This is a genomic window from Streptomyces sp. NPDC048483 (assembly GCF_040651455.1).
Classification (GTDB): Bacteria; Actinomycetota; Actinomycetes; order Streptomycetales; family Streptomycetaceae; genus Streptomyces.
Window position 1 is genome coordinate 1 of the sequence record NZ_JBEZJZ010000059.1, and the last position, 25,416, is coordinate 25,416.

A 25,416-nucleotide genomic window follows, 5' to 3' on the forward strand; every position below is an offset into this window, starting at 1 on the left:
TGAGTTGCGCACGCGTCACACCAACGTCCTACCGGACCGACACCCCTCCAGGGCCCAAAACCCGGATTTGATCACAACCAAGAACAGTCCCTAGGCATGCCGCAGGTTCGCCCGCCCGCCTCCGATCTCCGACTGGAGCGACCATGACCGCGCAGACCACCGGGATCGTCCAGGCCCGCCGGGCCGACACCAGTCGCCGGCGGGACAGGGTCCTCAAGGCTCTGGACGCTGCCACCGAGGCCAGGGAAGAGATCAGCGTTTCCGCCATCGCCCGCCGGGCCGGCGTCGATCGGACCTTCCTCTATCGGCACCGCGACCTGCTCAACATGATCCACACCCAGGCCGCGGAACCACCGCCCACCACAGGCGAGACCGTCAGCCGGCCCTCGTTGCTTGCCGACCTCGCGAACGCGCAGGACCGCAACACCCGCCTGGCCAAGGAGAACCAGCAGCTTCGTGGCCGCCTATCCGCCGCACTCGGCGAAGAGATCTGGCGCGAGGCCGGACTTGCGGCACCGCCGGACGTCGAGACCCTGACCCGCCGCATCACCGAGTTGGAACAGGATGCCGTCGAACTCCGCCGCCGACTCCAAGAGAGCGAGGAGGACCTCGAAGCGGCCCGCTCGGTCAACCGCGAATACATGGCCCGGCTTAACGCCAGCGACACGGCCCCTGGGCCTCGGCCCGCCCCACCAGGTATCGCTCTTGATCTCGATCGTGGTGGGCGCTCTGACGGTCATCCCTAGCCGCGCGACGTGCCTCCATCTGGTGCTGTTCGCGGCGTACCTGGTGCTGGCGGTCATCCCCTAGCAGCACCGGCTCCCGCCCCGGGGGACCTGCCGCCCAGCCCCGGGATCAGCACCGCCGCCACCGCCACGTGCATCAGAGCAAGGGAGACCCGGGTGCCGCCGTCCATGCCGTCGCCGATGAACGGCAGGAAGGACAGGGCCAGTACGACGCCGGCCACCCCGGTCCAGATGGCGCGGGCGCGCCGCGCCCCGAACCGCTCCAGGGCGGCCAGCAGTCCCCAGCCGGAGAGCGACGCAAGCAGTGCGACGACCGCTACGGGCACGGCGCCGATGTCGAGCCTCTGCTCACCGTCGGCGATCCGCAGCCGGTGCCCCAGCAGTGGGTCCGCGACCAGCCACACCAGGACGGGGGCCAGGGCGGCCAGGGCCGTAACTCCCAGGCGCCCTCTCCGCGCGCTCACTTGGCGCCCCCGAGAGCGCCCCGCGCAGGAAGACCTCCACCAGCTCCTGCGGGGTCAGGTCAGGCTCGCCCTCCGTACGCGGCTGGGTGAAGAGCAGCCCGAAGAAGAGGGCCGTGATCTGCTCCGGCGGCCGGCGCAGGGCCGCCTTGTCTGGCTCCAGCAGCTCCGCGAGGGCCGCGCGGATACGGGTCATCGACTCGTCGCGGCCTGCGCCGCGCACCGTGCCGGGGTGCTTGCCGCCGTGATGCCCCAGCGAGCCGAGCACCCATCCTGTCCATGTGTGGTCGGGCAGCGGCTGAGATACGTCGGTCGCGTCGAGCTCGCGGACCGCGTGTTCGGGGGAGAGGGCCTCGGCCATGCATGCCTCCAGCAGCTCATCCTTGTCAGCGAAGACCTGGAAGATCGTGCCTTCGCCGATGCCCGCGGCGCGGGCGATCTTCGCGGTCGTCACCGCGGCGCCGTACTCGGCGATCAGCGGGATCGCGTTCTGGATGATCCACCGAGACGGAGGGCGTCCTCGATCTCGCTGAGTTTCGCGGAGGACAGGGCGCCTGCCCGCTCGATCAGGTCGTCCCGGGACACGGTGGTCAGCCACGTGCAAGGGGTAAAGCCTGGGCGCGGGAACGCGAACCGAAGCACGCCTTCAAAGGGCAGTCCTTCCATGGCGCCTACTGCCACTTCGACGCCCAGACCGGTGATGTCGACGCCCGCCGGAGCGACGACCTGCATCACCTGGATCCCGGACGCGTCGTCTCCCGACAGCAGCACGACCAGCCGCCGCTCGTCGAACTCCACCCACCAGACTTCGCCGCGTTGCATTTGTCCTCCTGACACAGGTACGAGGTGTCCGTGGCCTGTCCGGGACGGTGGGCTCGTCGGTGTCTACTGGTCGGACGCGCCACCGTACGGCTCGGCCGCCTACGGGTGTGAATAGCTGAGGTGCAGGAAATCACGGTGAGAACGATCAGGTCGGCAGGCCGGCCGGGAACGCCAGGTCACGGTCACCGGGCCGGTGCCGGCGTCGCTCGGGTCAGGGGGTCAGGACGGTCTTGCCGGCCAGCTCTCCGGCGGCAGCCGGGGCGCGGACCGCGGCCTGGTCGGCACGCAGCCGCTCGGCCAGGTCTCCGCCCTCGGCCCGGGCGGCCAGCTCGGCGATCCGGGCGAACCGGCCGGCGGCGCGGGCGTGGACCGTGGCCAGGTCGGCCAGTGGCAGCCGCTGGGCCACCTCGATTGCCAGATCTCCGGCGTCGACGCGGGCGACCAGGTCGGCGAGCTGGGTGACGTCGCTGCGCGCGAACACGTGCACCGTGCGCACCGAGCGCCCGGCATCCTGGGGGCCGGGAGTGGTGACGCTGACGAAGGCGCCGCCGTCGGCGACCAGGTCCACCAGTTGCGCGTTCTCCTCGGGGGCGGCGGGAGCCAGCTGCAGCACCACGTCGAAGTGCTGCCCGGCCAGCACCTGCACGATGGGGGTCACGGCGTAGTCGACGATCCGGTCCGCGCCGTAGGAGCGGACACGGTCGCGGCTGTGCGCACCGGCGGTCGCGGTCACGGTGGCACCGGCCTGCGCGGCAAGCTGGACGGCGTACCCACCCACTGCGCTGCCTGCGCCGTTGATCAGGATGTGCTGCCCGGGCTTGAGGTCGGCGTGTTCGAACAGGGCCTGCCATGCCGTCAGCCCGACCAGGGGCAGGGCCGCGGCGTCGGCCAGCTCGACGGTGCGGGGGGCGGTGGCCAGCGCCTCGGCGGATGCGGCGACGTATTCGGCGGCCGCGCCGGGCGCGCCCGCCGGCAGAAGCGCGACCACCGCGTCCCCCACGCTCCAGTTGGGCACGCCCTCGCCGACCTCGGTGATGACTCCCGCCAGGTCGAGGCCCGGAATGTGCGGGAAGGCCAGTGGCAGCAGGTCCTGTCGCAATCCCGCGCGCAGGCCGGCGTCCGCGTCGTTGTACGAGGTGCCGGCCACCTGCACCACTACTTGGCCCACACCTGGCACCGGCCGGTCTGCCTCCTCGTAGACGAGGACGTCGCTGCCGCCGTAGGAGTGGTAACGCACTGCCTTCATGATTTCTCCCTTTCGCTCGCTTGCATAGCTCATCGGTTGTCTCCCTGGCGGGTCAGCTGGTGAAGGACTCGCGGCCGAAGCGGCCCCGCGCCACGAAGGCGGCCAGGGCGAGGTGGGCCAGGGCCGCCGCGATCGCCGCTTCGCGACGGCGCAGGCGCGTGATGATCGCGCCGACCATCAGCAGCACCCCGCCGGTGGCGGCCAGTGGCACCAGAACCGGCGCGATTTCGAGTACGGCAGGCAGGATCAGACCCATCGCGGTCAGGACCTCGACGGCTCCGATGGCCTTGACGGTCCCGGCGCTGACGTCCTCGACCCATCCCCCAACAGGGAGGACGGCCAGCTTCTCCATGGGCGCGAACAGCCTGGTGGCGCTTCCGGTCAGGAAGACAACTGCCAGCAGTCCGGCCACGATCCACAGCGAGGTTCATCAGGGTTCCCTGGGTCTTGGAAGGATCGACGTCCGCGCGTCGGGGACCGTTGGTGTTCAGCGCAGGGTGAGCGGGGTCGCGGATGTGAGGTGGGACAGTTTCTCCGGGTTGCGGACGTAGTAGAGGCCGGTGATGCGGGCGTCCTCGACACGGATCGCCATGACGCCGTCGATCTCGCCGTCCAGGCGGACGAGGAGTGCCGGGTTGCCGTTGACTACGGTCGGTTCGGTGGTGAGCGTGCCTTCGACCTTGCCGATGCCGCCCGCGAACCTACGGGCTACCCGATCGGCGCCCGTGACCGGCCGCAGCGCGGCGTGTTTGATCCCGCCGCCGTCGCTCATCAGAACGACCTCGGGGGCGAGCACCTCAAGGAGGGCCTGCGGGTCCCCGGTTTCGACGGCGCGCTGGAACGACTCCAGGACCGCCCGGCCCTCGTTCGAGGAGACCACCCGGCGGGGGCGGCGGGCGTCGACGTGCTGGCGAGCACGGTGGGCGATCTGGCGGACGGCCGCAGGTCTCTTGCCGACGGCCTCGGCGATCTCGTCGTAGCCGATGTCGAAGACCTCGCGCAGTACGAAGACGGCACGTTCGGTCGGTGACAGCGTCTCCAGGACGAGCATGAGCGCCATCGACACGCTCTCGGCCAGCTCGACATCTTCGGCCACGTCCGGCGCGGTGAGCAGCGGCTCGGGCAGCCAGGAGCCGACGTACGCCTCCCTGCGGCGCTTCACGGTGCGCAGCCGGTTGAGCGCCTGGCGGGTGGTGATCCGGACCAGGAAGGCGCGCTGGGCGCGCACCTGCCCCTGGTCGGCCTTGACCCATTGCAGCCAGGTCTCCTGGAGGACGTCTTCGGCGTCGGCGGCCGATCCGAGCATCTCGTAGGCGACGGTGAAGAGCAGGTTGCGGTGGGCGATGAACGTCTCGGTCGCCGGGTCGGTGGTGTGGTCGCTCATGTCTCGGCCCTGTCCTTCGCGGTCGGCCCTGGCGGCCGACCGCGTTCGCATGCGTCCACAGCTAGATCCTCGCAGCAGGCACCGGTCAGGCTGCCCGGTCGGCGGCCGGTGCCTCGGCGCGGTTGGCGCGCAGTAGCTGCTGGCGCTTGGCGACACCTCCCGGCATGCGGTGCAGCCTGAATGAACCGGGCTTGTGCGCCTCTTCGGCCAGGTGCTTGGGGATGCCCTTGCAGACCACTTCCTTGATCCTGGCGCCCAAGCTGTCGTCGATGTGCAGCCACACCGCGACGTCGGACCTGTTGGCGAACTGGTAGATGGCCGCGCTTCGGCCCAGGCTGATGCACTGGGCGTACATCGACTGGTGGAGGTTGTCCGGCTGCTCACCCGCGAGTCGGCTGAGCACGGTATCAGCGGCCCGCGCGCCCAGCGGCACCGCGTTGAGGCAGCTCATCCGCAACGGCAGGTCCGACGGTGCCGCCGAATCGCCGGCTGCGAGGATGCGCGCGTCGTCCACGCTGGTCAGCGTCTCGTCCGTGAGCAGGCGCCCCACCGCGTCGGTGCTCAGCCCGCTGCGGACGGCCAGATCTGGCACGCCGAAGCCGGCGGTCCAGATGGTCACCGCGCTCGGCAGCTCACGGCCGTTTGCGAGCCGCACGGCGTCGCGGGCCACCGCCGTCACCATCGCGTCAGAGCCGTCGATGACCGTCACACCGAGCTTGGCCAGCCGCTTCGCAACCGAGCGCCGGCCCCGGGTGTGCAGGTACGGGCCGAGCACACCTCCGCAGAGCAGGGTCACCCGGCGGCCGACCTCCGCCAGCTCGGCGGCGGTCTCGATACCGGCGGGACCAGCGCCGACCACGGTCACGGGGGCCGTCACGGGCGCGGCGTCGAGGGCCGGGCGCAGCCGCTGTGCCTCCTCCAGGGTGGCGATCGGGTAGGCGAACTCAGCCGCCCCTGGCACGCTCAGTTCGGCGCTGCCACTGCCCACGGCGTAGATCAGGTAGTCGTAGCCGAGCGTGCCGTCGGCCGTCAGTGTCACGCTGCGCTCGGCCACGTCGATCCGGGTCACGGTGTCGACCACCACCCGGACGCCCTCGGCCAGGACGTCCTGGTAGGCGACGACCGCGTCGTCGGACCCGCCCACCAGCTGGTGCAGCCGGACCCGGTGGACCAAGTCCGGACGCGGGTTGATCAGCGTCACGGTCACGTCGTCGCGCAGCGTCAGTCGGTTCGCGGCCATCACGCCCGCGTATCCGCCACCGATCACGACCACATGCGTGTTCCCAGTCATGATGCCTCCTCCGTTTGAAGGTGTTCGGCCTTAAGTCACCGCGCCATCGGTCGCTGTGACAGGACGTGAGCCAGATCACCCAAGGTCCGTCGGCGCCCACGAAGTACGTCTCTACCTCGGCGAACCCCCGTCCAGTTGCCGCGCCCTTCCAGCTCGCGACCGAGATCCCGGCCGCGATCCTCGCCCGCACTCTGGGCATCCACACCGACGTCGCCGTTGCCTGGCAACGTCTCTCTGCGGGCATCTGGGCCAACTACGCCGCTAATGTCAGCCGCCGCACTTCACCGCAACAACAGCCGGTCCACGAAAGGGGCAAGATCGTGAGATTCGACAACCACCGCGTCGTCATCACCGCTGCCGGGCGCGACTTCGGGCGAACTCTGGCGATCCAGTTCGCAGACCTCGGTGCCGAGGTCTTCCTGTCCGCACGCAGCCTCGCTGCCGCTGAGCGTGTCCGCGACGAGATCCGAGACCGAGGCCATCAGCGGGTCCACGCCTATGCCTGCAACTTGACGGATCCCGTCTCAATCCGCGACTTCGCGTCCAGCGTCACCCAGCACACCGACCGCGTCGACATCCTGATCAACAACGGCTCGCGCTACCTCGAAGGGCCGGATCTCCAGTCAGCCTCCGACGCCGATGTCGTCGACACCATCGCATCCGGCGCCACGGGCACGGTCCTGACCGTGAAGAACTTCCTCCCTCTCCTGCTCAATTCGGACAAGCCGGATGTGGTGACGATGGTCTCCGCCTGCGGAACGGCTGGACATCACCGCTCGGACGCACACGACGCCTTCTATGCAGCCAAGAACGCACAGGCCGGGTTCACCGAGATCCTCTCCAAGCGCCTACGGCCCCAGGGGATTCGAGTGATATCGCTCTACCCGCCCGACTTCGACAACACCGACCCGCTCTCTGAGGAGTGGAAGTCCACGCCACGGGAGGCCAAGGATGACCTCACCGCGCAGTCGCTTGTGGAGTGCATCTTCTTTGCAGTCGCCCAGCCCCGTGACTGCTTCATCAAGGCATTCCACTTCGAACAGGTCTGAGCTCTCGCATACTCAAGCAAGGCTGACGTCCGCTCCCAGGCCGCACACCGGGGGCTCCGGAGCGGAGGCATTCGGACAGTTTCAATACCCGACGTCACCATCACAGCCATCGTCCGGGAACTGGCCTAATAAGCCAGCCTCGTCGTTACCGACTTGGCCGAGCTCTTCGAGATCACCGACGAGCACGGCTCAGGTCAGCGGCTCACAGTCTTCACCGCTTCCTGGGACGGCGATCCGGCTTGCCTCCGCCTGAACGAGGGCACCGAGCTCCGCTTCGTTTCGCCCGCCGAGCTTGGAGATCTCACGATCCCGCCGTTCAACCGCGACGTTCTCGCCAGGGCCGCCTCGGCCTGACGACCCGTCCGAGTGGCATCGCTTGCACCACAGGTGTTGCACTCTCTACCTTGCTAGCAGGAGCCATCTGAACTGCGAAAACTACGGCGTCCTCACGGCCGAGGCCCGCAGAACCCCCACAGAACAGCCGCGTCCAGGGCCCGCATCCCGGCGGTGACGGCGGCGGTGTGGGCGGCGCGTGCGTCGGCGACGTCGATGGTCGAGCAGTCGATGAACAGCGTGCCCGGACGGGCCGCGGCGAGCAGGCCCTCGTCCGTGTACAGGCCGACGACATGGCGTCCCGCGGGCAGCATGGTGATCACCACGTCGGCGGCCGCTGCCGCGGCGGTGGCCGAGCCGGGCGCCTCCACTCCGGCGTCGACGGCGGTGGTGAGGAGTTCGGGAACGAGGTCGTGGCCGGGGACGCGGTGGCCGGCTTTGACGAGGTTGGCGGCCATCGGGCCGCCCATGTGTCCCAGGCCGATGAAGCCGATGGTGCGGATATCGCCGCTCACCAGGGCACCTCCTCGGCGGAGTCGGATGCGGAGTCGGATGCGGAGAGGTGCAGATCGCCTTGGGCGGGGGGAGCGAAGTAGCGCTCGACGTCCGTCTGGGTCACCTCGGCAAACGTCTGCGGAGACCACTGCGGGTTGCGGTCCTTGTCGACCACTTGGGCGCGGATGCCCTCGACGAGGTCGGGGGAGGACAGGGCGGCGCAGGAGGCGCGGAACTCCTGCTCCAGGACCCGCTCCAGTGGTCCGAGCGTACGGGCCCGACGGATGGCGGCGAGGGCGACCTTGACGGCGGTCGGGGACTTGGCCAGCAGGGATTCGGCTGTCTCCTTGGCCGCCGGGTCGCCGTACGTGAGCAACCGCTCGACGATGTCCTCGACGGTGTCGGCTCCGTAGCAGGCGTCGATCCAGGGCCGCCAGAGCACCAGTTCGCTCGCCGGTGCCTCCTGGGCGTATCGGCCGAGGACCTCCCGTACGGGGGTGTCCGCGAGTGCGTCGACGAGACTCTGGATGTCCTGGGACGGGACGCAGTGGTCCGCGAGACCGCAGAGCAGGGCGTCACCGGCCCCGATCTGCGCGCCGGTGAGCGCCAGATGCGTGCCCAGTTCGCCCGGGGCGAGGCCCAGCAGATAGGTCCCGCCGACATCGGGGGCGAGACCGATGCCCGTCTCGGGCATGGCCAGGCGCGAGCGTTCGGTGACAAGCCGCACGTTGCCATGGGCGGAGACGCCGATGCCGCCGCCCATGACGATGCCGTCCATCACGGCGACGTACGGTTTCGGGTAGCGGGCGATGCGCGCGTTGAGCCGGTACTCGTCCGCCCAGAACGCTGGCGAGGAGCCGCCGCCCGACCTCGCGTCCTCGTAGATTGCGCGGATGTCGCCGCCGGCACACAAGCCGCGTTCCCCGGCCCCCGTCAGCACCACGGTCTCGACGGCGGGGTCGCTCTCCCAGGCGGTGAGTGCCTCGTCGATGCGGCGCACCATGTCGTGGGTGAGCGCGTTGAGTGCCCGGGGACGGTTGAGGACGATGTGGGCCGCACGGCCCTCGGTCCGCAGCAGGACGGAGTCGTCGGTGGCGCCCACCGCAGGGGTGGTGCTCACCGGAGTCCCTCCGTGAGGCCGCGGGCCACGATGACGCGCATGATCTCGTTCGTTCCTTCCAGGATCTGGTGGACCCGCAGGTCCCGGACGATCTTCTCGACACCGTACTCGCTCAAGCAGCCTTAGCCGCCGTGCAGTTGGAGAGCACGGTCGGCGACCGCATAGCCGGTGTCGGTGGCGAACCGCTTGGCCATGGCACACAGCTGTGGCGCCTGCGGATCGCCGCGGTCCAGGGCCTGGGCCGCCTGCTGCACCAGGGCGCGGGCGGCGGCGAGTGCGGTGGCCATATCGGCCAGCCGGAACTGGAGGGCCTGCGCGGCGAGCAGCGGTTCGCCGAACGCCTCGCGGTCGGCGAGGTACGCCAGGCTCTGGTTGAGGGCGGTGCGAGCGCCGCCGAGCGAGCAGGCCGCGATGCAAAGACGGCCGCCGTTCAGTCCGCTCATGGCGATACGGAATCCGTCGCCCTCGCGGCCGAGCAGCCGGTCGGCCGGGACGCGGACCTCGTTGAGGACGACCTGGCGCGTCGGCTGCGCGTTCCAGCCCATTTTCGTCTCGTTCGGCCCGAAGGAGAGACCCACATCGTCGCGGTCGACGAGGAACGCCGAGATGCCGCGGGGGCCGTCCTCGCCGGTGCGCGCCATGACGACGTACACCTGGGAGGCGCCCGCGCCGGAGATGAACTGTTTGACGCCGGTGAGGACGTAGTGGCCGTCGTCCCGGACCACGCGGGTGCGCAGCGCGGCGGCGTCGGAGCCGGCGCCTGGTTCGGTGAGACAGCAGCTGCCCAGGTCCTCCATGGAACACAGCCGGGCCAGCCACCGCTCGCGCTGGGCACCGTCGCCGTAACGGTCGATCATTCAGGCGACCACGCTGCGTGCGGGAAATCTCCAGCGCCGAACGGCCGTGACCACGCAGTGGTCTTCACGGCATGCATCGGTGGCGTGGAGATCAATGGCTGCGACTTTTGCGTGACGGCGGCGCGGGCTCATCGACGGCTTCGTGGTCATGGTCGTGGTCATGGTCATGGTCCGTCCGGTGTCGGTGGCCATGGCCCTTTCGCAGGCCATGGCCACCGAGTTCGCCCAGTTCGAGCGGATCAAGCGTGAAGCGGAGGGGCGTGGAGGGCTCGGTCAGCCGAGTTCGAGGAGGCCGGCGTCGACGACGGCGCGGCCGAAGGGCCTGGCGAGTTCGGCGAGACGTTCGCAGCCGGTGTCGCCCAGGGCGACATAGGCGGGGAGCGCCAAGCGGTCGGTGCGGTCCTCTATGTGCTGTCGCAGGCGTACGCCTTCCGGGCTGAGGGCGTCGCTGTCGAGGAGACCTCGTGTGCGCAGGTGCTCCTCGGTTTCGGCCCACTCCTCCTCGGGCCAGGCGCGGCTGCCCTTGAGGAAGTCGACGGGGACCTCACCGGTGGCAGCGTGCAGAATCAGGGACTCCAAGCCCCCGACGCCCTCGCTCAGCAAGCACGCGACATGGCCGTCTCCACGGAACTCCCGGAGCAGTGTCTGGGCGTGCCACAGCTGCAGTACCGGTTCCTCAGGCCAGGGCAGCGCGGCATGCGCGGCGAACAGCGGGCGGCCCTGCGCGTGTTCGCGGGCCGCCTCGGAGGCCCTGCGGGTCAGCGTCAGGACCTCGTCCAAAGCGGGGAGTTCGTGGATCCCGGCCCGTCGAAGGGCCTCGCCCGCGGCGGCGTGCCGCGCGTCCAGCACCTGCTGCGGCGACGCCGCGTCCCAGGCTCCGTCGACCGCCTTCCGTACGGCATCAGGGTTGAAGTTGTAGAAGGTCGAGATGACCAGCTCGGCGGATGCTCGACCGAAGGCGGCGCTCCGGGAGGCGAAGTACCCGGCGCGTCCGCTCAGTCCGAGGGCCGCGTACCGTCGCCTTCCCTCGGGGGCGAAATAGATCATGGCGTGTACGGGCTCAAGTCGGCGCCAGGCTGCTCGCGCTGTCTTCACGGGGTCACCTCTTCTGAGAGTCCATGGGCGGGGTGTTCTCTGTGGTTCCGTACTCGCCGTGCGCTCGGAGATGTTCGAGCAGCAGGCGGCTCAGCGTCTCGGGCGCCTCCTCGGGGATCCAGTGACTGACGTCCTGGAGGGTTTCGAACCGGTACGGCCCGTTGACCCACTGCCCGGTCTCCTGCGCGGCCGCCGGGCCGAACGCGCTGTCCGCCGTGCTCCAGACGTACAGCGTGGGCACGTCGATGACGCCGATCACGCCGTCAGGGCGGCTGGCCCGGTACCAGTTCAGCGCCGCGGTGAGAGCGCCCGGCCGGGAAAGGTGCCGCACATAGGCCTCGACACTGGCCTGCGGGACCTTTCCGGCGTAAGCGGCGCGAAGCTCCTCGGCATCGCCTGCGAGCATACGTTCTTCGGTCGCGGGCGTTTCGCGCCAGTCGATCATGTAGTGCGATCGTTCGCGCTGGTCCTGGTCGGTGCGCAGGGTGGTGGCCAGAGCGCCGGGGTGCGGGGTCGAGACAACCGTCAGGGTACGTACGCGGCCGGGGTGGGCATCGGCGGTCCACCATGCCACCGCACCTCCCCAGTCATGGCCGACCAGGTCGAACGACGCCCAGCCCAGTTCCTCCGTGATCGAGACCACATCGTCGACCAAGACGCTGATGCGGTAGTCCTCGGGCCGTTCGGAGCGGGCCCCGGGGGAGTACCCACGCTGGTCGGGTGCCACCACCCGGTAGCCGTGTGCGCCCAACGCCGCGATCTGCCGTTGCCACACCAGCCCCGTCTGCGGGAAGCCGTGCAGCAACAGCACCGGGCGGCCCTTCGGCGGGCCCGCCACGATCGCGTCGAACACGCCCGCGGCAGTGGAGATGCTCAGCTCGGTCATGATCCACCTTCATACCGACTGGTCGGTATGCTTTCAGTCGTGGATATGGATTGTCAAGGTCGAGGGCGGGTGCTTTCCCGCGACGGCACCCGCGCGCCGCCCTCTGAGGCATCAGTTGAACATGACGCCGAATTCAACTATAACCGGTCGGGAGGCCGGCTTCCGTCCCCCCGGTGGCCGTGGCGCATGTCATCGGGCAACGGAAGGGACGGTCAACGACCGCCCGCAGTGCCCCAGTTGGCGTTCGGCACCGCCTTACCGGCATCGAGCCCGGCTCACGGAGTCCGGGATTCCAGCCCGGAAGCTCCCAGATGAACCGGACCGACAGAAAGCAGTGAGGTGACATGAGGGAAGCAGTCATCGTTTCGACGGCACGGACGCCGATCGGGAAGGCGTACCGCGGCGCCTTCAACGACACCCAGTCGCAGGAACTCGCCGCCCATGCCCTCTCGCACGCGGTGCAGCGCGCGGGGCTCGACGGCGGCGAGGTCGAGGACGTGATCTTCGGCTGCGCCGCGCAGCAGGGGTCCTCCGGTTTCAACGTCGCGCGCCAGGCCACTCTCCGTGCCGGACTTCCGGACACTGTGTCGGGGATGACGATCGACCGGCAGTGCTCGTCGGGCCTGATGGCGATCGCGACGGCCGCCAAGCAGATCGTCGGCGACGGCATGCAGGTCACTGTCGGCGGCGGGGTCGAGTCGATCTCCTTGGTGCAGAACGATCACATGAACACCCACCGCATGGCGGATCCCTGGCTGGTCGAGCACAAGCCGAGTATCTACCTGCCCATGTTGCAGACGGCGGAGATCGTCGCCGAACGCTACGGCGTGAGCCGGGAACGCCAGGACGAGTTCGCGCTGCTGTCACAGCAGCGCACCGCGGCGGCGCAGGAGGCCGGGCGGTTCGACCAGGAGATCGTCGCGCTCGACAGCGTCAAGAAGGTCCTGGACAAGCAGTCCGGGGAGGTGCGGGACGAGGCCGTGACCCTGACCCGGGACGAGGGCAACCGCACGTCGACCACCTTCGAGGGTCTGGCCGGGTTGGCGCCGGTTCTGCCGGACGGTCAGGTGACCGCGCGTTCCAGCGTGACGGCGGGCAACTCCTCGCAGTTGTCGGACGGTGCTTCGGCGTCGGTGCTGATGGAGTCGAAGGAAGCCGAGCGCCGCGGACTGGAGCCGCTGGGCGTGTACCGGGGTATGGCCGTTGCCGGTTGCGGACCGGACGAGATGGGGATCGGTCCGGTGTTCGCCATCCCGAAACTGCTGAAGCAGCACGACCTCGGCATCGACGACATCGGACTGTGGGAACTCAACGAGGCGTTCGCTTCCCAGGCGCTGTACTGCCGTGACGAACTGAACATCGACCCGGAGCGGTTCAACGTCAATGGCGGCGGAATCTCGGTCGGCCATCCGTACGGAATGACCGGCGCCCGCCTGGTGGGGCACGCCCTGATCGAGGGCAAGCGCCGCGGTGTCCGGTATGTGGTGATCTCGATGTGTGTCGGCGGCGGAATGGGCGCAGCCGGACTGTTCGAGGTCGCTTAGTCCTCAAGGAGGGCCGGAGGAACATGGCTGCCGTCGCATGGGCCGGTGGGATTCCGGCCGCGAGAGAGAGTGTGGATACTGTGTCGAACGTGGTGGAAAAGGCCCGAACCGCGGTCCTCGTGGACTTCGGCGGGGTCATCACGTCCAGTGTGTTGCGGGCATTCAGCGACTTCGGTGCCTCGCTCGGCGGTGACCCGCGTCTGCCGCTGGACCTTCTCAGCCGGGACCAGCCGTCACGCACCCTCCTGGCCGACCATGAGCGCGGCCGTATCGACGCCGAAGCCTTCGAGCGAGGATTCGCCGAGCGTCTCCGTGCGCACGGCGCCGACGTACCGGCTGAGGGACTCACGGCCCGGATGCAAGCGGGAATGTCGATCGACCAGGACATGCTCGCTCTGCTCGGTGATCTTCGCGCTGCCGGCCATCCCGTTGCGCTGGTCTCCAATTCGTTCGGAACCGGAACCTACGACGGCGTCGACCTCGCCACTGTGGCCGACGCGGTCGTCATCTCCGCCGAGGTGGGGATCCGCAAGCCGTCCCGGCGGATTTACGCGATCGCCTGTGAACGCCTCGGTATCTCCCCGGAGGAGGCGGTCATGATCGACGATCTGCAGCAGAACCTCGACGGGGCGGCGCGGATCGGAATCGGGGGCGTGCTGCACACCAGTGCCGCCGACACCCGCCTCCAACTCGCCGAACGCTTCGGGATCACCACCTGACCGAGCGGCCGAGCGGCGGAGCGTCCGATCGGCCGCTCAGTCGGCTGCGGGAGACCGGTCATGCCCCGGATCGACACTGCCCGCGGGTCGGGCGGCAGTGCTCGCGCCCGCCCTGTGAGGTGCCCGCGCCCTTCTGTCTCCCCGTGCCGTCTCCGCCCGCCCAGGCCGGCCGGATGCCCGCACCCTCTTCACGTTCCGCGCCGGCCGAATCCTTTCCGGACGAGCTGCCGTACACGGTTCGCGACGGTGGCGTCGCCGTCGTTCACGGCGAGGTGCCTGGGCGATACGCACCTCCGGCCACTTTCGCCGTCCAAAGACTTGAAGTCGAAGCCGGATTCAATTCTACTGAGGGCCGAGGGTGAGACCCGCACGCATCACCCGCTCACATCCCGGAAGGCACCGCCCATGGCCAGTGTTTTCGACCCGGTCTGCCGCCACGCGGCCGCCACCCCCGACAACATCGCGCTGCGCGGTGGCGCGGATCAGTGGACCTACCGGCAGCTGCGCGAAGCGAGCGAACGGTACGCGGGCGCCTTGGCTGCCGCGGGCCTGTCCCCCGGGGACCGGGTGCTGCTCGCAGCGCCGTCGGTGCCCGAGTTCGTGGTGGCCTACATGGGGATCCAGGCTGCGGGCAGTGTCGTGGTGCCGGTCAACACGATGTCCACCCGGGCCGAGGTCGAGTACGTCCTCGGCGACGCCGGGTGCTCGTTGGCGATCGCATGGCACGCCCTCGGTCCCGCCGTCACGGAGGCGGCCGCGACGCTCAAGGTGCCCTCCTGGACGCTGTCCCCCGGCGCGACGGTCACCGATGCAACCCCTGCCCCCGTCGTCGAGCGGGACCGCGACGAGACCGCAGCCATCCTGTACACCTCGGGCACCACAGGGCGGCCGAAGGGGGCCCAACTCACCGTCGGGAACCTGTTGTCCGCCGGGGAGATCGGCGCCGAGTGCAGCGGCGCATCGAGCGCCGACCGTACCGGCACCGGACTGCCGCTGTTCCACGTGTTCGGCCAGGCGTCGGTCATGATGGCGACCTTGACCGTGGGCGGATCGATGTCGTTGCTGGCCCGGTTCGACCCGGCGGCGATGCTGGAGATGCTGCGCCGCGACCGGCTCACCATCATGGCCGGCGTACCGACCATGTGGAACGCGATGCTGCACGCGGCGGGCGATGCGAACCCGGCGGACTTCGCCGGGCTCCGCGTCGCCGTCTCCGGCGGCGCGTCGCTGCCCGGGGAGATCGCCCGCGCCTTCGAGGCCCGCTTCGGCTGCACCATCCTCGAAGGCTATGGGCTCACCGAGACCACCGCGTTCGGCACCTTCAACGACATCGACCGCGGCGGCAAGACCGGGTACACCGGCCGGGCGGTCCCGCGGCTGCAGATACAGGTGCGTGACATCGACGGCGGCGAGTGCCCGCCGGGTACCGTCGGCGAGGTTCACATCAAGGGACCCACGGTGATGCGCGGCTACTGGCACCGCCCCGCGGACACCGCCGCGGCGATCTCGCCCGACGGCTGGTTCCGGACCGGTGACCTGGGTGAAACCGACACGGACGGCGACCTGCGCATCGTCGACCGGATCAAGGACTTGATCATCCGCGGCGGCTACAACGTCTACCCCGGTGAGGTCGAGGAAGTCCTCTACGCGCACCCGGACATCATCGAGGCAGCCGTGATCGGCGTGCCCGACGACCACTACGGCGAGGAGGTCGCCGCGCTCGTCGCCGCCCGGCCCGGTGCGGAGCTCGGTGCCGCTGAGGTGTCGAGCTGGACACGAGAGCGACTGTCCGCCTACAAGGTCCCGCGCATCATCCGGTTCGTCGACGCGCTGCCCAAGGGCCCCAGCGGGAAGATCCTCAAGCGTTCCATCGACCGTACGGAGCTGACCCGCGACCCCGCGCTCGGCGACGTACCCGCCGCCGGTACTGAACACCGGTCCTGAACATCCGTCGACGCACGAGATGTGTCCGCCGCAGTAGAGAGACGCATGGTGAGTTGCTCATGAGCCTGCCTCCCGTCCTGCAGGACCGGCTTCGCCTGCCCGTGGTCGCCTCGCCGATGTTCCTCGTGTCCGGCCCGGAGCTGGTCATCACCCAGTCGGCAGCCGGCATCGTGGGTTCCTTCCCCGCTCTCAACGCGCGGCCCCAGTCGGCGCTGCGCGAATGGCTGCAGCACATAACGGAGGAGTTGGCCAAGCACGACGCCGACCATCCCGAGGCACCGTCCGTGCCGTTCGCGGTCAATCTCATCGTGCACAGGACCAACTCACGCCTGGAGGAGGACCTCGCGACCGTCGTGGAGTTCAAGGTGCCGATCATCATCACCTCGCTCGGCGCACGGGCCGATGTCGACGACGCGGTCCACTCCTACGGCGGCATCGCGCTGTACGACGTCATCAGCAACCGGTTCGCGCGCAAGGCGGTGGACAAGGGCGCGGACGGCCTGATCGCCGTCGCCGCGGGCGCGGGTGGCCACGCCGGCACGCAGTCGCCGTTCGCGCTCCTCCAGGAGATTCGCGACTGGTTCGGCGGTCCCCTTCTGCTGTCGGGCCCCCTCGCCCACGGCCGCTCGATCCTCGCGGCGCAGGCCGCCGGCGCGGACCTCGCCCACATCGGTTCGGCGTTCATCGCCACCGACGAGGCGAATGCGGGGGACCGGTACAAGCAGATGATCGTGGACTCCACCGCTGCGGACATCGTGTACTCCGACCTGTTCACCGGCGTGCACGGCAACTACCTCCGCGGCAGCATCGAGGCCGCGGGGCTCGATCCGGCCGCACTGCCCGGATCCGACCCGTCCGCCATGGACTTCGGAAACCAGGACAACACGGAGGCGAAGGCATGGCGGGACATCTGGGGCGCCGGTCAGGGCGTCGGCGCAGTCGAGGCCGTACTTCCTGCGGCAGCGGTCGTCGAGCGCCTCGCCGGTGAGTACGCCGAGGCGAAGAGCCGGATCCAGCGCATGTGACGGTGCGCCGCAGCCGCACCGGACGACTGCGCGCCGTTGTCAGCCGGCTCCGCGCGCACCTGGCGCATTTGTGACTCCGGCGTCGGATTCAAGTACCCTTTCGGAGATGGACACCACTGCGCCCGAGGAGGATTACAGCGAGAAGGCACCGCCGATGGCGCCCCTCTCGCCCCTTCGCGAGCCGCCGACGACGCAGCGCGGAGCGCGGACACGCGCCGCTTTGGTGAAGGCCGCGCGGAAGGTGTTCGAGCGGGACGGCTACCTCGACACCCGCCTGGTCGACATCGCCAAAGAGGCTCGGTGCGCAACGGGATCCTTCTACACCTACTTCGCCAACAAGGAAGAGGTGCTTGCCGCCGTCCTCCTGGAGGCGCAGGAGGACATGATGCACCCCGGCATGGGCCGGGTGCAGGGTACCGACGAACCGTATGCGGTACTTGAGGCGAGCAATCGCGCGTATCTCAAGGCGTACAAACGGAACGCGAAGCTGATGGGCCTGCTGGAGCAGGTCGCACAAGTGGAGCCGGAGTTCCGTGAGTTCCGAAGGCGGCGCGCGGATGCGTTCATCCGCCGCAACGCCCGCGGCATCGCCGACCTGCAGGCGCGGGGTGTCGCAGACCCCGAGGTCGATCCCATGATGGCCTCCCGTGCGCTGTCGGGCATGGTCAGCGTCATGGCCAACAACGCCTTCGTGCTCGGCGAAAGGCAAGAAGAAGGTACGCCGGTGGACTTCGAGGAGCTCGTCTCCACGGTCACCCGGCTCTGGGCGAACGCCCTGCGGTTCGCCGGCCACCGCTGATCCACCGGACCGGCCCTGGCCCCACCCGGTGCGGAGCCGCAGCCTACGCCCGTTCGGCGACCTGGGTCCTGGCGCCCGCATCGGCGACGAGGACCGGCTTGCGCGAGCCTTCCCGCTCGACCGCCTGATTCCTCATGCCCTGGTACCGCCGGGCCGTTCTCTCCTTCCGGCCGCCGGGCCGGGCCGAGTCAGCGGGGCGAGGCGGCCTTCTCCGCGGGTGATACGCACCCGACAGTTGAACCTGACGCCGGATTCAACTATACAGGTGGGGGAGTCCACGGCCCGTGGGGCCGTGTCCGGCACCGCATGCCCCGCCACGGAGAGGGTTCGCTGTGAACGTTGCACAAAGAGTCGCCATCGTCACCGGTGGCGGTGGCGGCATCGGCGGCGCGCTGGCCGCACGGCTCGCCCGCGAGGGGGCCCGGGTCGTCGTCGCCGATCTCGACGCGGACACCGCGCGGGTGGTGTCGGAGAGAGTCAACGCCGACCATCCGGGCAGCACCGTCAGCGCCGGCGCGGACGTGTCGGAAGCCGCCCAGATCCAGCGGCTGATTGACCTGGCGGAGAGCGAATTCGGTCCGGTCGACCTCTACTTCGCGAACGCGGGCATCGGCGGGGCGACCGGCCTCGACGCGAGCGAGAACGACTGGGACCTGTCCATCGACGTGAACCTGCGAGCCCACATCCGTGCGGCGACGCTGCTCGTGCCGCAGTGGCTCGATCGCGGCGAGGGCTACTTCGTCAGCACCGCCTCGGCGGCCGGGCTGCTCACCCAGATCGGCTCCGCCACGTACGCGGTCACCAAGCACGCGGCCGTCGGCTTTGCCGAATGGCTGAGTGTCACCTATGGCGATCGCGGGGTCCATGTCAGCTGTCTGTGCCCGATGGGGGTGAACACCAGGATGCTGACCTCGGGGGAGGACTCCGGGGACGCCCTGGGGAGAGCGGCCACGCAGGCCGTCACGTCCGCGGGGGACGTCCTGGAGCCGGCCGAGGTCGCCGACATCGTCCTCGCCGCGATCGAGGACGAGCGCTTCCTGATCCTGCCGCACGAAGACGTTCTGGATATGTACCGGCAGAAGGGCTCGGACTACGACCGGTGGCTGCGCGGGATGCGCCGCTACCAGAGCTCCCTGCTGGCGCAGGCATGACCGGCGCGCCGGGCGAGCTCGTCCTCGCCGAACACCGCGGGCCCGTGCTGGTGCTCACGTTCAACCGGCCCGCCAAGCTGAACGCCTGGACCGACGAACTCGAAGACCGCTACTTCACGCTGCTCGACGCCGCCGAAGACGACCCGGACGTACGCGCCGTCGTGGTCACCGGCGCGGGACGCGGATTCTGCGCCGGCGCCGACCTTCAGCGGCTGCAGGCGGCCGGCCATCAGCACGTCTCCGAGGCGGACAGGGCGCGGCGCCGGCCGCGCGACGTGCCGCTGACCCTGCGCAAACCGCTGATCGGTGCGGTGGGCGGGGTGGCCGCGGGACTGGGCATGGTGGAGGCGCTCTACTGCGACCTCCGCTTCGGTTCGCCCTCCGCCCGCTTCACCACGGCATTCGCGCAGCGCGGGCTGATCGCCGAGTACGGGATCTCCTGGCTGTTGCCCCGGCTGGTGGGGCACAGCCGGGCAACGGACCTGTTGCTGTCGAGTCGCATGGTGGACGCCGAGGAGGCACTCCGTATCGGACTCCTCGACCACCTGGTCCCCACCGGCAGTGTGGTCGACGCCGCTGTCGCGTACGCCGCCGATCTGGCGACGCGCTGCTCCCCGGCAGCCATGGCCACCATCAAGAGCCAACTGCAGGGCGACGCGGACAGCACCTACGCCGACTCCGTGACCCGGGCGGAAAGCGTCATGCTCCAGTCCTTCCGCGGGGCCGATTTCGTCGAAGGTGTGGCCAGCCACCTCGACAAGCGCCCCCCGAATTTTCCCTCCCTACCTGTCAGGAGTTCAGATGTCACTGTTTGACACATCGGACCGCGCCAAGAAGTACGAGGCGGATCTGATCGAGTTCATGGATTCGCACGTCTACCCCGCTGAGGCGGTGTACCACGAGCAGATGCGCGCGTCGGGTGACCCGCACTTCCATCCGCCGATCATCGAGGACCTCAAGGCGGAGGCGCGTAAGCGCGGACTGTGGAACCTCTTCCACCCGCACGCCGAGTGGGGCCCTGGACTGACGAATCTTGAGTACGCGCCGCTGGCGGAAATCATGGGGCGCAGTCACATCGCCTCCGAGGCGTGTAATTGCAACGCTCCCGACACCGGCAACATGGAGGTGCTCACGCTGTTCGGCAGCGACGAGCACAAGGAGAAGTACCTGGGACCCCTGCTCGACGGGACGATGGCCTCGGCCTTCGCGATGACCGAGCCGCGGGTCGCCAGTTCCGACGCGACCAACATCGAGTTGCGGATGGAGCGCGACGGTGACACGTACGTGCTCAACGGCCGTAAGTGGTTTGCGTCCAATGCCCTGCACCGCAACTGCAAGGTGCTCATCGTCATGGGGAAGACGGATCCCACCGCTGCCCCGCACCGGCAGCAGTCGATGATGGTCGTCCCGATCGACGCCCCCGGGATCACGGTGATGCGCGGGCTGCCGGTGTTCGGTTACCAGGACCGTGAGGGGCACGCCGAGATCGATTTCGCCGACGTCAGGGTGCCGGCCAAGGACGTACTCAAGGGCGAGGGTGAGGGTTTCGCGATCAGCCAGGCCCGGCTCGGGCCCGGCCGTATCCACCACTGCATGCGGGCGATCGGCGCGGCCGAGCGGGCGCTGGAGCTGATGTGCCGGCGCGCGCAGTCCCGGGTGACGTTCGGCAGTCCGGTTGCCGACCGGGCCAACATCCAGGACTGGATCGCGGAAGCGCGTATCGACATCGAGATGATCCGCCTGCTCACGCTCAAGGCCGCGTACCTGATGGACACGGTCGGGAACAAGGAAGCGCGCACCGAGATCGCGGCCATCAAGGTGGCCGCTCCGAACATCGCGTTGAAGATCATCGACCGTGCGATCCAGGTGCACGGGGCAGCCGGAGTGACCGAGGACTTCCCGTTGGCGATGATGTACGCGCATCTGCGGACGCTGCGGCTGGCAGACGGTCCCGACGAGGTCCACAAGCGGGCCATCGCCAGACAGGAACTGCGGCAGTACCGCGACGCGGCCACGGCAGCGGTGAGCTGAGATGGCAGGACTCGATCTCACCGGCCGCACCGCCGTCGTCACCGGCGCCTCGCGCGGTATCGGGCTGGCGATCGCCCAGGCCATCGCCGCCGCCGGCGGAAACGTCGTCCTCACCTCCCGGTCCCAGGAGGCCGCGGACGCCGCCGCGGCGCAGGTCGGGGGCACAGCGGTCGGCGTCGGTGCGCACGCGGTCGACGAAGAGGCGGCCCGGCGCTGTGTGGAGCTGACACTGGAGCGCTTCGGAAGCCTGGACATCCTCGTCAACAACGCGGGGACCAACCCGGCCTTCGGGCCGGTCATCGACCAGGACCACGGTCGGTTCGCCAAGACCTTCGACGTGAACCTGTGGGCTCCCGTCCTGTGGACGGGCCTGGCCACCCGGGCCTGGATGGGCGAGCACGGCGGGGCGGTCGTCAACACCGCGTCGGTCGGCGGCATGGCCGGCGAGGCGAACATCGGGTTGTACAACGCGTCGAAGGCCGCATTGATCCATCTCACCAGGCAACTGGCCTTGGAACTCTCGCCGAAGGTCCGCGTCAACGCGGTGGCACCGGGTGTGGTGCGCACGAAGCTGGCCGAGGCTCTGTGGAAGGAGCACGAGCAGGCCGTGTCCGCCTCGACGGCGCTCGGGCGCATAGGGGAGCCTGCCGACATCGCCTCGGCGGTCGCTTTTCTCGTCTCGGACGCCGCGAGTTGGATCACCGGCGAGACCATGGTGATCGACGGCGGGCAACTCCTCGGTGACGCGCTCCCGTTCAGGCAAGGAGCCGGCATCGGTGGCTAACACGGACATCGTCGGAGTCGACGCCGCGGCGGTGAGCCGCTGGTTCGAGACCCTCGGCGTCGACTTCGCCGGGCCGCTCGTCTTCGACCGGATCGGGCTCGGCCAGTCGAATCTGACCTACCTGGTACGGGACCGGGGCGACCGCAGATGGGTCTTGCGGCGCCCACCGCTGGGGCACCTGCTGGCGTCGGCGCACGACGTGGCCCGCGAAGCACGGATTCTGACCGCGCTGGAGGGCACCGCCGTCCCGATCCCGCGAGTTCTCGGGCTGACCGATGATCCTGCCGTGACCGACGTCCCGTTGCTGCTCATGGAGTTCGTGGACGGCCAGGTCGTCGACACGATGTCGGTCGCGCAGTCGCTGACGCCCGAGCGCCGCCGGGCGATCGGCATGTCGTTGCCGCGGACGCTGGCGAAGATCCACGCGGTCGATCTGAAGGCGACCGGGCTGACCGGTCTGGCGAGCCACAAGCCGTATGCGCAGCGGCAGCTCAAGCGATGGTCGGGCCAGTGGGAGAAGTCCAAGACCCGCGAGCTGCCCGCCCTCGACGACCTCACCCGGCGCCTTGTCGCGGCCGTCCCGGAGCAGCGCGAACTGACGCTCGTTCACGGTGACTTCCATCTGCGCAACGTCATCACCTCCTACGACAGCGGGGAGGTGACCGCGGCGCTCGACTGGGAGCTGTCGACGCTGGGGGATCCGTTGGCAGACATGGGCAGCCTGCTGGCCTACTGGCCGGAACCGGGAGAGGAGGAGACCGGGGGCGATTTCGCCGCCTCCGTCCTCGAAGGCTTCCCGGACCGTGCAGAGCTCGCTCAGGTGTACCTGGCCGAAACAGGCCGGGACCCGGCAGCGCTGAAGTTCTGGCACGCGCTGGGCCTGTGGAAGGTGGCTGTGATCGGCGAGGGCGTGATGAGGCGAGCGATCGATGAACCGAAGAACAAGAGCGCGACAGGCGCGCCCACCGTGGAACGTGTCGATGCGCTCGTGGACACGGCATGCCGGATCGCCGGCGAAGCGGGGATCTGAGAAGTATCAGCGGACTGCGGACTGCGGACTGCGGACTGCGGACTGCGGACTGCGGACTGCGATAGCGACGGGCGTCGCGCCGTTCGTGGATGTGCCTGTACCCGGCGTACAGGCCGGCCTCGTCCGCCCCACCGCCTCACCTGGGACTTCGCCCTGGAAAGGGTCTCTGACCTGCGTCGGAGGCCCTTTCTGGCCTTTCAAGCCTTGCCGCATTAGGCAGCCGGAAGTCCCTTGAAAGTCCCTCTGACGGGGCTGAAAGTCCCTGGCAAATCCCAGAGGTAGGCAGCTGTCGGAGGCGTCTGAGCAGCCGGTCCAAGAGCCGACCCACCTCCGCCTGCGCGGAGAGCACCCTTCGCGACCTGCACAGTTAGAAGGACTTCGCTACTTCTTGACCTACTCCCTCGGCGCCTTCGCGGTGGCGAAAGGCGACGAGCGTGAGTCCGTCTAAGTCGCGTACGTGCCGATGTCGTTGGCCAGCTGTCCGTAGGGTGAAGCCTTGCTCGTTGTCGGAGGGGTAGGCGAGGACCGCGATGCCGTCGGCAACGCCGGCGCTGACGGCATTCCAGAGTTCGTCTCTGACTTTCGCGGAGACTGTGCCGACGTAGAGCTCGGGTGTTACTTCCAGGAGCCAGCGTGTCAGTGCACCTCGCAGATGGTCGGGGACTGCGGTCATGGTGAGGGTGATCATCGATGGCATGGGATGCCTCGTTGCGTTGTGGCTATCGCCCGTCGGCGGCGTAGTTGACGCCCCCGGGGATGACTCCCGAGATCGGGTCCCAGAGGTCTACCAATTCTTCTTCCGGGTCGGGCTGTTCGCGGGATTCGTCAGGATCGATGAGGTGCTGGATGTCGGAGACGATGCGGGGCATGAGGCGGAACAGGCGTAGGCGGTCGCGGAAGCTGCGACGGGGTCTGTCAAACGAGCGGTGTATCCAGAGTGGTTGGGGTTGCTGACGGGCGGCGGAGAGTCGGCCGTCGAAGGTGATGTCGAAGGCATTCAGGGCAGTCTTCCAGCGCATGGTCCAGCGGGCCTGGCCCTTGCCGGTGGGGTCCAGGCTCATGATGGCCATGTAGACGCACTTCAAGGCGGCGGTCTCGTTCGGGAAGTGCCCACGGGCCTTGACCGCCCGCCGGATCCTGGCGTTCACGGACTCGATCGCGTTCGTGGTGCAGACGATGCGGCGGATCTCGGTGTCGAAGCGGAGGATCGGGGTGAACTCCTCCCACGCGTTCTCCCGGAGCCGGACGACCGCCGGGTACTTCTTGCCCCAGGCATCGGCGAATTCGGCGAACCGCTCGAGTGCGGCCTCTTCGGTCGGCGCGGTGCAGACGGGCTTGAGGATACGAGCGATCTTGTCCCTCCTGGCGGGCGGCATAAGGGAAGGAGTTGCGCAACAGGTGGACCACACAGGTCTGCACCGTGGTGAGGGGCCAGACGGTCTCCACCGTGTCGGGCAGGCCCTTGAGGCCTCGCAGACGAGCATGAGGACGTCGTTCACGCCGCGGTTCTTGATCTCGGTGAGAATGTGCATCCAGTGCTTGGCGCCCTCGCCGCCCTCGCCGCCGTCGCAGGCCCGCAGGCCCGCAGGCCCGCAGGCCCAGGATGTCCCGTCGGCCTTCCGCGGTGACGGCCAGGGCCACGTAGATCGGCCGGTTGGCCACGGCGCCGTCGCGGATCTTCACGTGGACAGCGTCGATGAAGATGACCGGGCAGACGGCGTCGAGGGGCCCCTTCTGCCACTCGGCCATGCCGTCCATCACCTTGTCGGTGATGGTGGAGATGGTCTGCTTGGAGACTCGGCCCCGTAGACCTCGGCAAGGTGGGCCTGACCTCGCCGGTCGTCAGGCCCTTCGCCGACGGAGAGATCACCATCTCGTCGACACCGGACAGGCGCTTTGCCGCTTGCGCACGATCTTCGGCTTGAAGGTGCCGTCCCGGTCGCGGGGCACGGATATCTCGACCGGTCCGACGTCGGTGAGCACGGTCTTGCCGCGGGTGCCGTTGCGGGAGTTGCCGGTGTTCTTCCCGACCGGGTTGTGCTTGTCATAGCCGAGGTGGTCGGTGATCTCGCCCTCGGGAGCGGACTCCAGCAGCCGCTTGGTCAGCTGCTGCGGCAACCCGCCCTCACCCGTCAGCTGCAATCCTTCGGCCTGAGCCCGGCCCACCAGTTCGTCGATGAGCTGGTCGTCCACCGCCTTCGACGGCTGCGGCTCAAGCATGTCGACGGACTCGGCCTCGGTCACGTTCTCACTGGTCATCGGTGCATCTTCCTTGATCAGGAGTTACACCGAACGTTTTACAGTCCCGCCTTCGGATCCCCCTGCATCCATGAGCACACTTGTGTCAGATGCTCGCTCCTCCGGCCTGATCCAGCCCAACGGGCACGGCTTGTCGAGATCCGCGACAACTTGATCGCCCGAATCGCCCGAATCGCCGAAGCCGAGAGGGAAGGCTGGCTCAGCGAGGTCGAAGGTCTCCAGGTCAGCCTGGCTGGCGCTGAGGAGAAGCTCCGCCAGCTCGATCGGGGCCACGGGCAGCATACGGCCGTGGACCTTGGCATCCCCACCACGCGTGGTGATCGATGAACCCACGAAAGTGGGATG

At 69.0% G+C, this 25,416-nt stretch carries 25 protein-coding genes and 6 pseudogenes; 14 read left to right on the plus strand and 17 right to left on the minus strand.

Going from position 1 to position 25,416, the window contains the following annotated elements:
- Positions 1-143: 143 nt before the first annotated feature.
- Positions 144-449, plus strand: a pseudogene (locus AB0D04_RS26090) (DUF6262 family protein); the annotation flags it as partial.
- A 223-nt stretch (positions 450-672) separates the two neighbouring features.
- A pseudogene (locus AB0D04_RS26095) lies at positions 673-810 on the plus strand (ionic transporter y4hA); the annotation flags it as partial.
- Here the strand turns inward: AB0D04_RS26095 and AB0D04_RS26100 are convergent.
- The 7 genes and pseudogenes from AB0D04_RS26100 to AB0D04_RS26130 form a co-directional block, all read right to left on the minus strand.
- Positions 800-1,150, minus strand: a complete 351-nt coding sequence (locus AB0D04_RS26100; protein WP_362707785.1) for a DUF6069 family protein — start codon at positions 1,148-1,150, stop codon at positions 800-802. The pseudogene AB0D04_RS26095 and the gene AB0D04_RS26100 sit on opposite strands and share 11 nt — an antisense overlap.
- A gap of 64 nt (positions 1,151-1,214) precedes the next feature.
- A pseudogene (locus AB0D04_RS26105) lies at positions 1,215-1,706 on the minus strand (helix-turn-helix domain-containing protein); the annotation flags it as partial.
- Positions 1,682-2,029, minus strand: coding sequence for a type II toxin-antitoxin system PemK/MazF family toxin (locus tag AB0D04_RS26110; protein ID WP_362707788.1), 348 nt, complete (start codon positions 2,027-2,029; stop codon positions 1,682-1,684). The pseudogene AB0D04_RS26105 and the gene AB0D04_RS26110, both read right to left, overlap by 25 nt.
- 211 nt (positions 2,030-2,240) lie before the next feature.
- Positions 2,241-3,275, minus strand: coding sequence for an NADP-dependent oxidoreductase (locus AB0D04_RS26115; RefSeq protein ID WP_362707791.1), 1,035 nt, complete (start codon positions 3,273-3,275; stop codon positions 2,241-2,243).
- Positions 3,276-3,327: 52 nt separating this feature from the next.
- Positions 3,328-3,687, minus strand: coding sequence for a DoxX family protein (locus tag AB0D04_RS26120; RefSeq protein WP_362707794.1), 360 nt, complete (start codon positions 3,685-3,687; stop codon positions 3,328-3,330).
- Positions 3,688-3,762: 75 nt separating this feature from the next.
- A complete protein-coding gene (locus tag AB0D04_RS26125; RefSeq protein WP_362707796.1) occupies positions 3,763-4,659 on the minus strand; it encodes an RNA polymerase sigma-70 factor in 897 nt (298 codons plus the stop codon).
- An 85-nt stretch (positions 4,660-4,744) separates the two neighbouring features.
- Positions 4,745-5,950: an FAD-dependent oxidoreductase gene (locus AB0D04_RS26130; RefSeq protein ID WP_362707798.1), complete on the minus strand. Its 1,206-nt coding sequence runs from the start codon at positions 5,948-5,950 to the stop codon at positions 4,745-4,747.
- A 320-nt stretch (positions 5,951-6,270) separates the two neighbouring features.
- Here AB0D04_RS26130 and AB0D04_RS26135 point away from each other — a divergent pair, with 320 nt between their 5' ends.
- Positions 6,271-6,999 (plus strand): SDR family oxidoreductase, encoded by a 729-nt coding sequence (locus AB0D04_RS26135; protein ID WP_362707890.1) that lies wholly within the window; start codon positions 6,271-6,273, stop codon positions 6,997-6,999.
- A gap of 153 nt (positions 7,000-7,152) precedes the next feature.
- Positions 7,153-7,353, plus strand: coding sequence for a hypothetical protein (locus AB0D04_RS26140; RefSeq protein WP_362707800.1), 201 nt, complete (start codon positions 7,153-7,155; stop codon positions 7,351-7,353).
- A gap of 122 nt (positions 7,354-7,475) precedes the next feature.
- Here the strand turns inward: AB0D04_RS26140 and AB0D04_RS26145 are convergent.
- The 6 genes and pseudogenes from AB0D04_RS26145 to AB0D04_RS26170 form a co-directional block, all read right to left on the minus strand.
- A pseudogene (locus tag AB0D04_RS26145) lies at positions 7,476-7,835 on the minus strand (NAD(P)-binding domain-containing protein); the annotation flags it as partial.
- 8 nt (positions 7,836-7,843) lie between these two features.
- Positions 7,844-8,947 carry an enoyl-CoA hydratase/isomerase family protein gene (locus AB0D04_RS26150; protein ID WP_362707803.1) on the minus strand — a complete coding sequence of 368 codons (1,104 nt, stop codon included), beginning with the start codon at positions 8,945-8,947 and terminating at the stop codon, positions 7,844-7,846.
- Positions 8,944-9,819: pseudogene (locus AB0D04_RS26155) on the minus strand (acyl-CoA dehydrogenase family protein); the annotation flags it as partial. The pseudogene AB0D04_RS26155 and the gene AB0D04_RS26150, both read right to left, overlap by 4 nt.
- Entirely contained in the window at positions 9,805-10,047 is a 243-nt protein-coding gene (locus AB0D04_RS26160; protein WP_362707892.1) for a hypothetical protein, read from the minus strand. The gene AB0D04_RS26160 and the pseudogene AB0D04_RS26155, both read right to left, overlap by 15 nt.
- Before the next feature lie 30 nt (positions 10,048-10,077).
- Positions 10,078-10,899 carry a hypothetical protein gene (locus AB0D04_RS26165; protein WP_362707805.1) on the minus strand — a complete coding sequence of 274 codons (822 nt, stop codon included), beginning with the start codon at positions 10,897-10,899 and terminating at the stop codon, positions 10,078-10,080.
- A 4-nt stretch (positions 10,900-10,903) separates the two neighbouring features.
- Complete coding sequence (locus tag AB0D04_RS26170) at positions 10,904-11,785, minus strand: alpha/beta hydrolase (protein ID WP_362707808.1); 882 nt, start codon at positions 11,783-11,785, stop codon at positions 10,904-10,906.
- 344 nt (positions 11,786-12,129) lie between these two features.
- On the opposite strand from AB0D04_RS26170, the gene AB0D04_RS26175 reads away from it, so the two are divergent.
- From AB0D04_RS26175 to AB0D04_RS26220, 10 genes are all read left to right on the plus strand, one after another.
- The gene (locus AB0D04_RS26175; RefSeq protein WP_362707810.1) at positions 12,130-13,329 is read left to right on the plus strand and encodes an acetyl-CoA C-acyltransferase; all 1,200 of its coding nucleotides are present in this window, start codon (positions 12,130-12,132) and stop codon (positions 13,327-13,329) included.
- A gap of 89 nt (positions 13,330-13,418) precedes the next feature.
- Entirely contained in the window at positions 13,419-14,048 is a 630-nt protein-coding gene (locus tag AB0D04_RS26180) for an HAD family phosphatase (RefSeq protein ID WP_362707813.1), read from the plus strand.
- A gap of 405 nt (positions 14,049-14,453) precedes the next feature.
- Positions 14,454-15,992 (plus strand): AMP-binding protein, encoded by a 1,539-nt coding sequence (locus AB0D04_RS26185; protein WP_362707815.1) that lies wholly within the window; start codon positions 14,454-14,456, stop codon positions 15,990-15,992.
- 59 nt (positions 15,993-16,051) lie between these two features.
- A complete protein-coding gene (locus tag AB0D04_RS26190; RefSeq protein ID WP_362707817.1) occupies positions 16,052-17,017 on the plus strand; it encodes a nitronate monooxygenase family protein in 966 nt (321 codons plus the stop codon).
- Between the two features lie 106 nt (positions 17,018-17,123).
- Positions 17,124-17,816 (plus strand): TetR/AcrR family transcriptional regulator, encoded by a 693-nt coding sequence (locus AB0D04_RS26195; protein ID WP_362707819.1) that lies wholly within the window; start codon positions 17,124-17,126, stop codon positions 17,814-17,816.
- A gap of 332 nt (positions 17,817-18,148) precedes the next feature.
- Complete coding sequence (locus tag AB0D04_RS26200; protein WP_362707822.1) at positions 18,149-18,967, plus strand: SDR family oxidoreductase; 819 nt, start codon at positions 18,149-18,151, stop codon at positions 18,965-18,967.
- Complete coding sequence (locus AB0D04_RS26205) at positions 18,964-19,782, plus strand: enoyl-CoA hydratase-related protein (RefSeq protein WP_362707824.1); 819 nt, start codon at positions 18,964-18,966, stop codon at positions 19,780-19,782. The genes AB0D04_RS26200 and AB0D04_RS26205 overlap by 4 nt, the downstream gene beginning before the upstream one ends.
- Positions 19,769-20,998: an acyl-CoA dehydrogenase family protein gene (locus AB0D04_RS26210; RefSeq protein WP_362707827.1), complete on the plus strand. Its 1,230-nt coding sequence runs from the start codon at positions 19,769-19,771 to the stop codon at positions 20,996-20,998. Before AB0D04_RS26205 ends, AB0D04_RS26210 begins: the two co-directional genes overlap by 14 nt.
- 1 nt (position 20,999) lies before the next feature.
- Entirely contained in the window at positions 21,000-21,782 is a 783-nt protein-coding gene (locus tag AB0D04_RS26215) for an SDR family oxidoreductase (RefSeq protein ID WP_362707829.1), read from the plus strand.
- Positions 21,775-22,812: a phosphotransferase family protein gene (locus AB0D04_RS26220; protein WP_362707831.1), complete on the plus strand. Its 1,038-nt coding sequence runs from the start codon at positions 21,775-21,777 to the stop codon at positions 22,810-22,812. The genes AB0D04_RS26215 and AB0D04_RS26220 overlap by 8 nt, the downstream gene beginning before the upstream one ends.
- Positions 22,813-23,179: 367 nt before the next feature.
- On the opposite strand, the gene cas2e is transcribed toward AB0D04_RS26220, so the two are convergent.
- The 4 genes and pseudogenes from cas2e to AB0D04_RS26240 form a co-directional block, all read right to left on the minus strand.
- Positions 23,180-23,509, minus strand: coding sequence for a type I-E CRISPR-associated endoribonuclease Cas2e (gene cas2e, locus AB0D04_RS26225; RefSeq protein WP_362707833.1), 330 nt, complete (start codon positions 23,507-23,509; stop codon positions 23,180-23,182).
- A gap of 22 nt (positions 23,510-23,531) precedes the next feature.
- Positions 23,532-24,311 (minus strand): transposase, encoded by a 780-nt coding sequence (locus tag AB0D04_RS26230; protein ID WP_362707836.1) that lies wholly within the window; start codon positions 24,309-24,311, stop codon positions 23,532-23,534.
- A pseudogene (locus tag AB0D04_RS26235) lies at positions 24,220-25,071 on the minus strand (transposase); the annotation flags it as partial. The gene AB0D04_RS26230 and the pseudogene AB0D04_RS26235, both read right to left, overlap by 92 nt.
- 24 nt (positions 25,072-25,095) lie before the next feature.
- Positions 25,096-25,404, minus strand: coding sequence for a hypothetical protein (locus tag AB0D04_RS26240; RefSeq protein ID WP_362707839.1), 309 nt, complete (start codon positions 25,402-25,404; stop codon positions 25,096-25,098).
- Positions 25,405-25,416: the final 12 nt, after the last annotated feature.

Coding starts and splice junctions, on each gene's coding strand:
- AB0D04_RS26110 (WP_362707788.1), bottom strand. CDS start 2,029: ATGCAACGCGGCGAAGTCTGGTGGGTGGAGTTCGACGAGCGGCGGCTG.
- AB0D04_RS26115 (WP_362707791.1), bottom strand. CDS start 3,275: ATGAAGGCAGTGCGTTACCACTCCTACGGCGGCAGCGACGTCCTCGTC.
- AB0D04_RS26125 (WP_362707796.1), bottom strand. CDS start 4,659: ATGAGCGACCACACCACCGACCCGGCGACCGAGACGTTCATCGCCCAC.
- AB0D04_RS26130 (WP_362707798.1), bottom strand. CDS start 5,950: ATGACTGGGAACACGCATGTGGTCGTGATCGGTGGCGGATACGCGGGC.
- AB0D04_RS26170 (WP_362707808.1), bottom strand. CDS start 11,785: ATGACCGAGCTGAGCATCTCCACTGCCGCGGGCGTGTTCGACGCGATC.
- AB0D04_RS26175 (WP_362707810.1), top strand. CDS start 12,130: ATGAGGGAAGCAGTCATCGTTTCGACGGCACGGACGCCGATCGGGAAG.
- AB0D04_RS26185 (WP_362707815.1), top strand. CDS start 14,454: ATGGCCAGTGTTTTCGACCCGGTCTGCCGCCACGCGGCCGCCACCCCC.
- AB0D04_RS26190 (WP_362707817.1), top strand. CDS start 16,052: ATGAGCCTGCCTCCCGTCCTGCAGGACCGGCTTCGCCTGCCCGTGGTC.
- AB0D04_RS26195 (WP_362707819.1), top strand. CDS start 17,124: ATGGACACCACTGCGCCCGAGGAGGATTACAGCGAGAAGGCACCGCCG.
- AB0D04_RS26205 (WP_362707824.1), top strand. CDS start 18,964: ATGACCGGCGCGCCGGGCGAGCTCGTCCTCGCCGAACACCGCGGGCCC.
- AB0D04_RS26210 (WP_362707827.1), top strand. CDS start 19,769: ATGTCACTGTTTGACACATCGGACCGCGCCAAGAAGTACGAGGCGGAT.
- AB0D04_RS26215 (WP_362707829.1), top strand. CDS start 21,000: ATGGCAGGACTCGATCTCACCGGCCGCACCGCCGTCGTCACCGGCGCC.
- cas2e (WP_362707833.1), bottom strand. CDS start 23,509: ATGCCATCGATGATCACCCTCACCATGACCGCAGTCCCCGACCATCTG.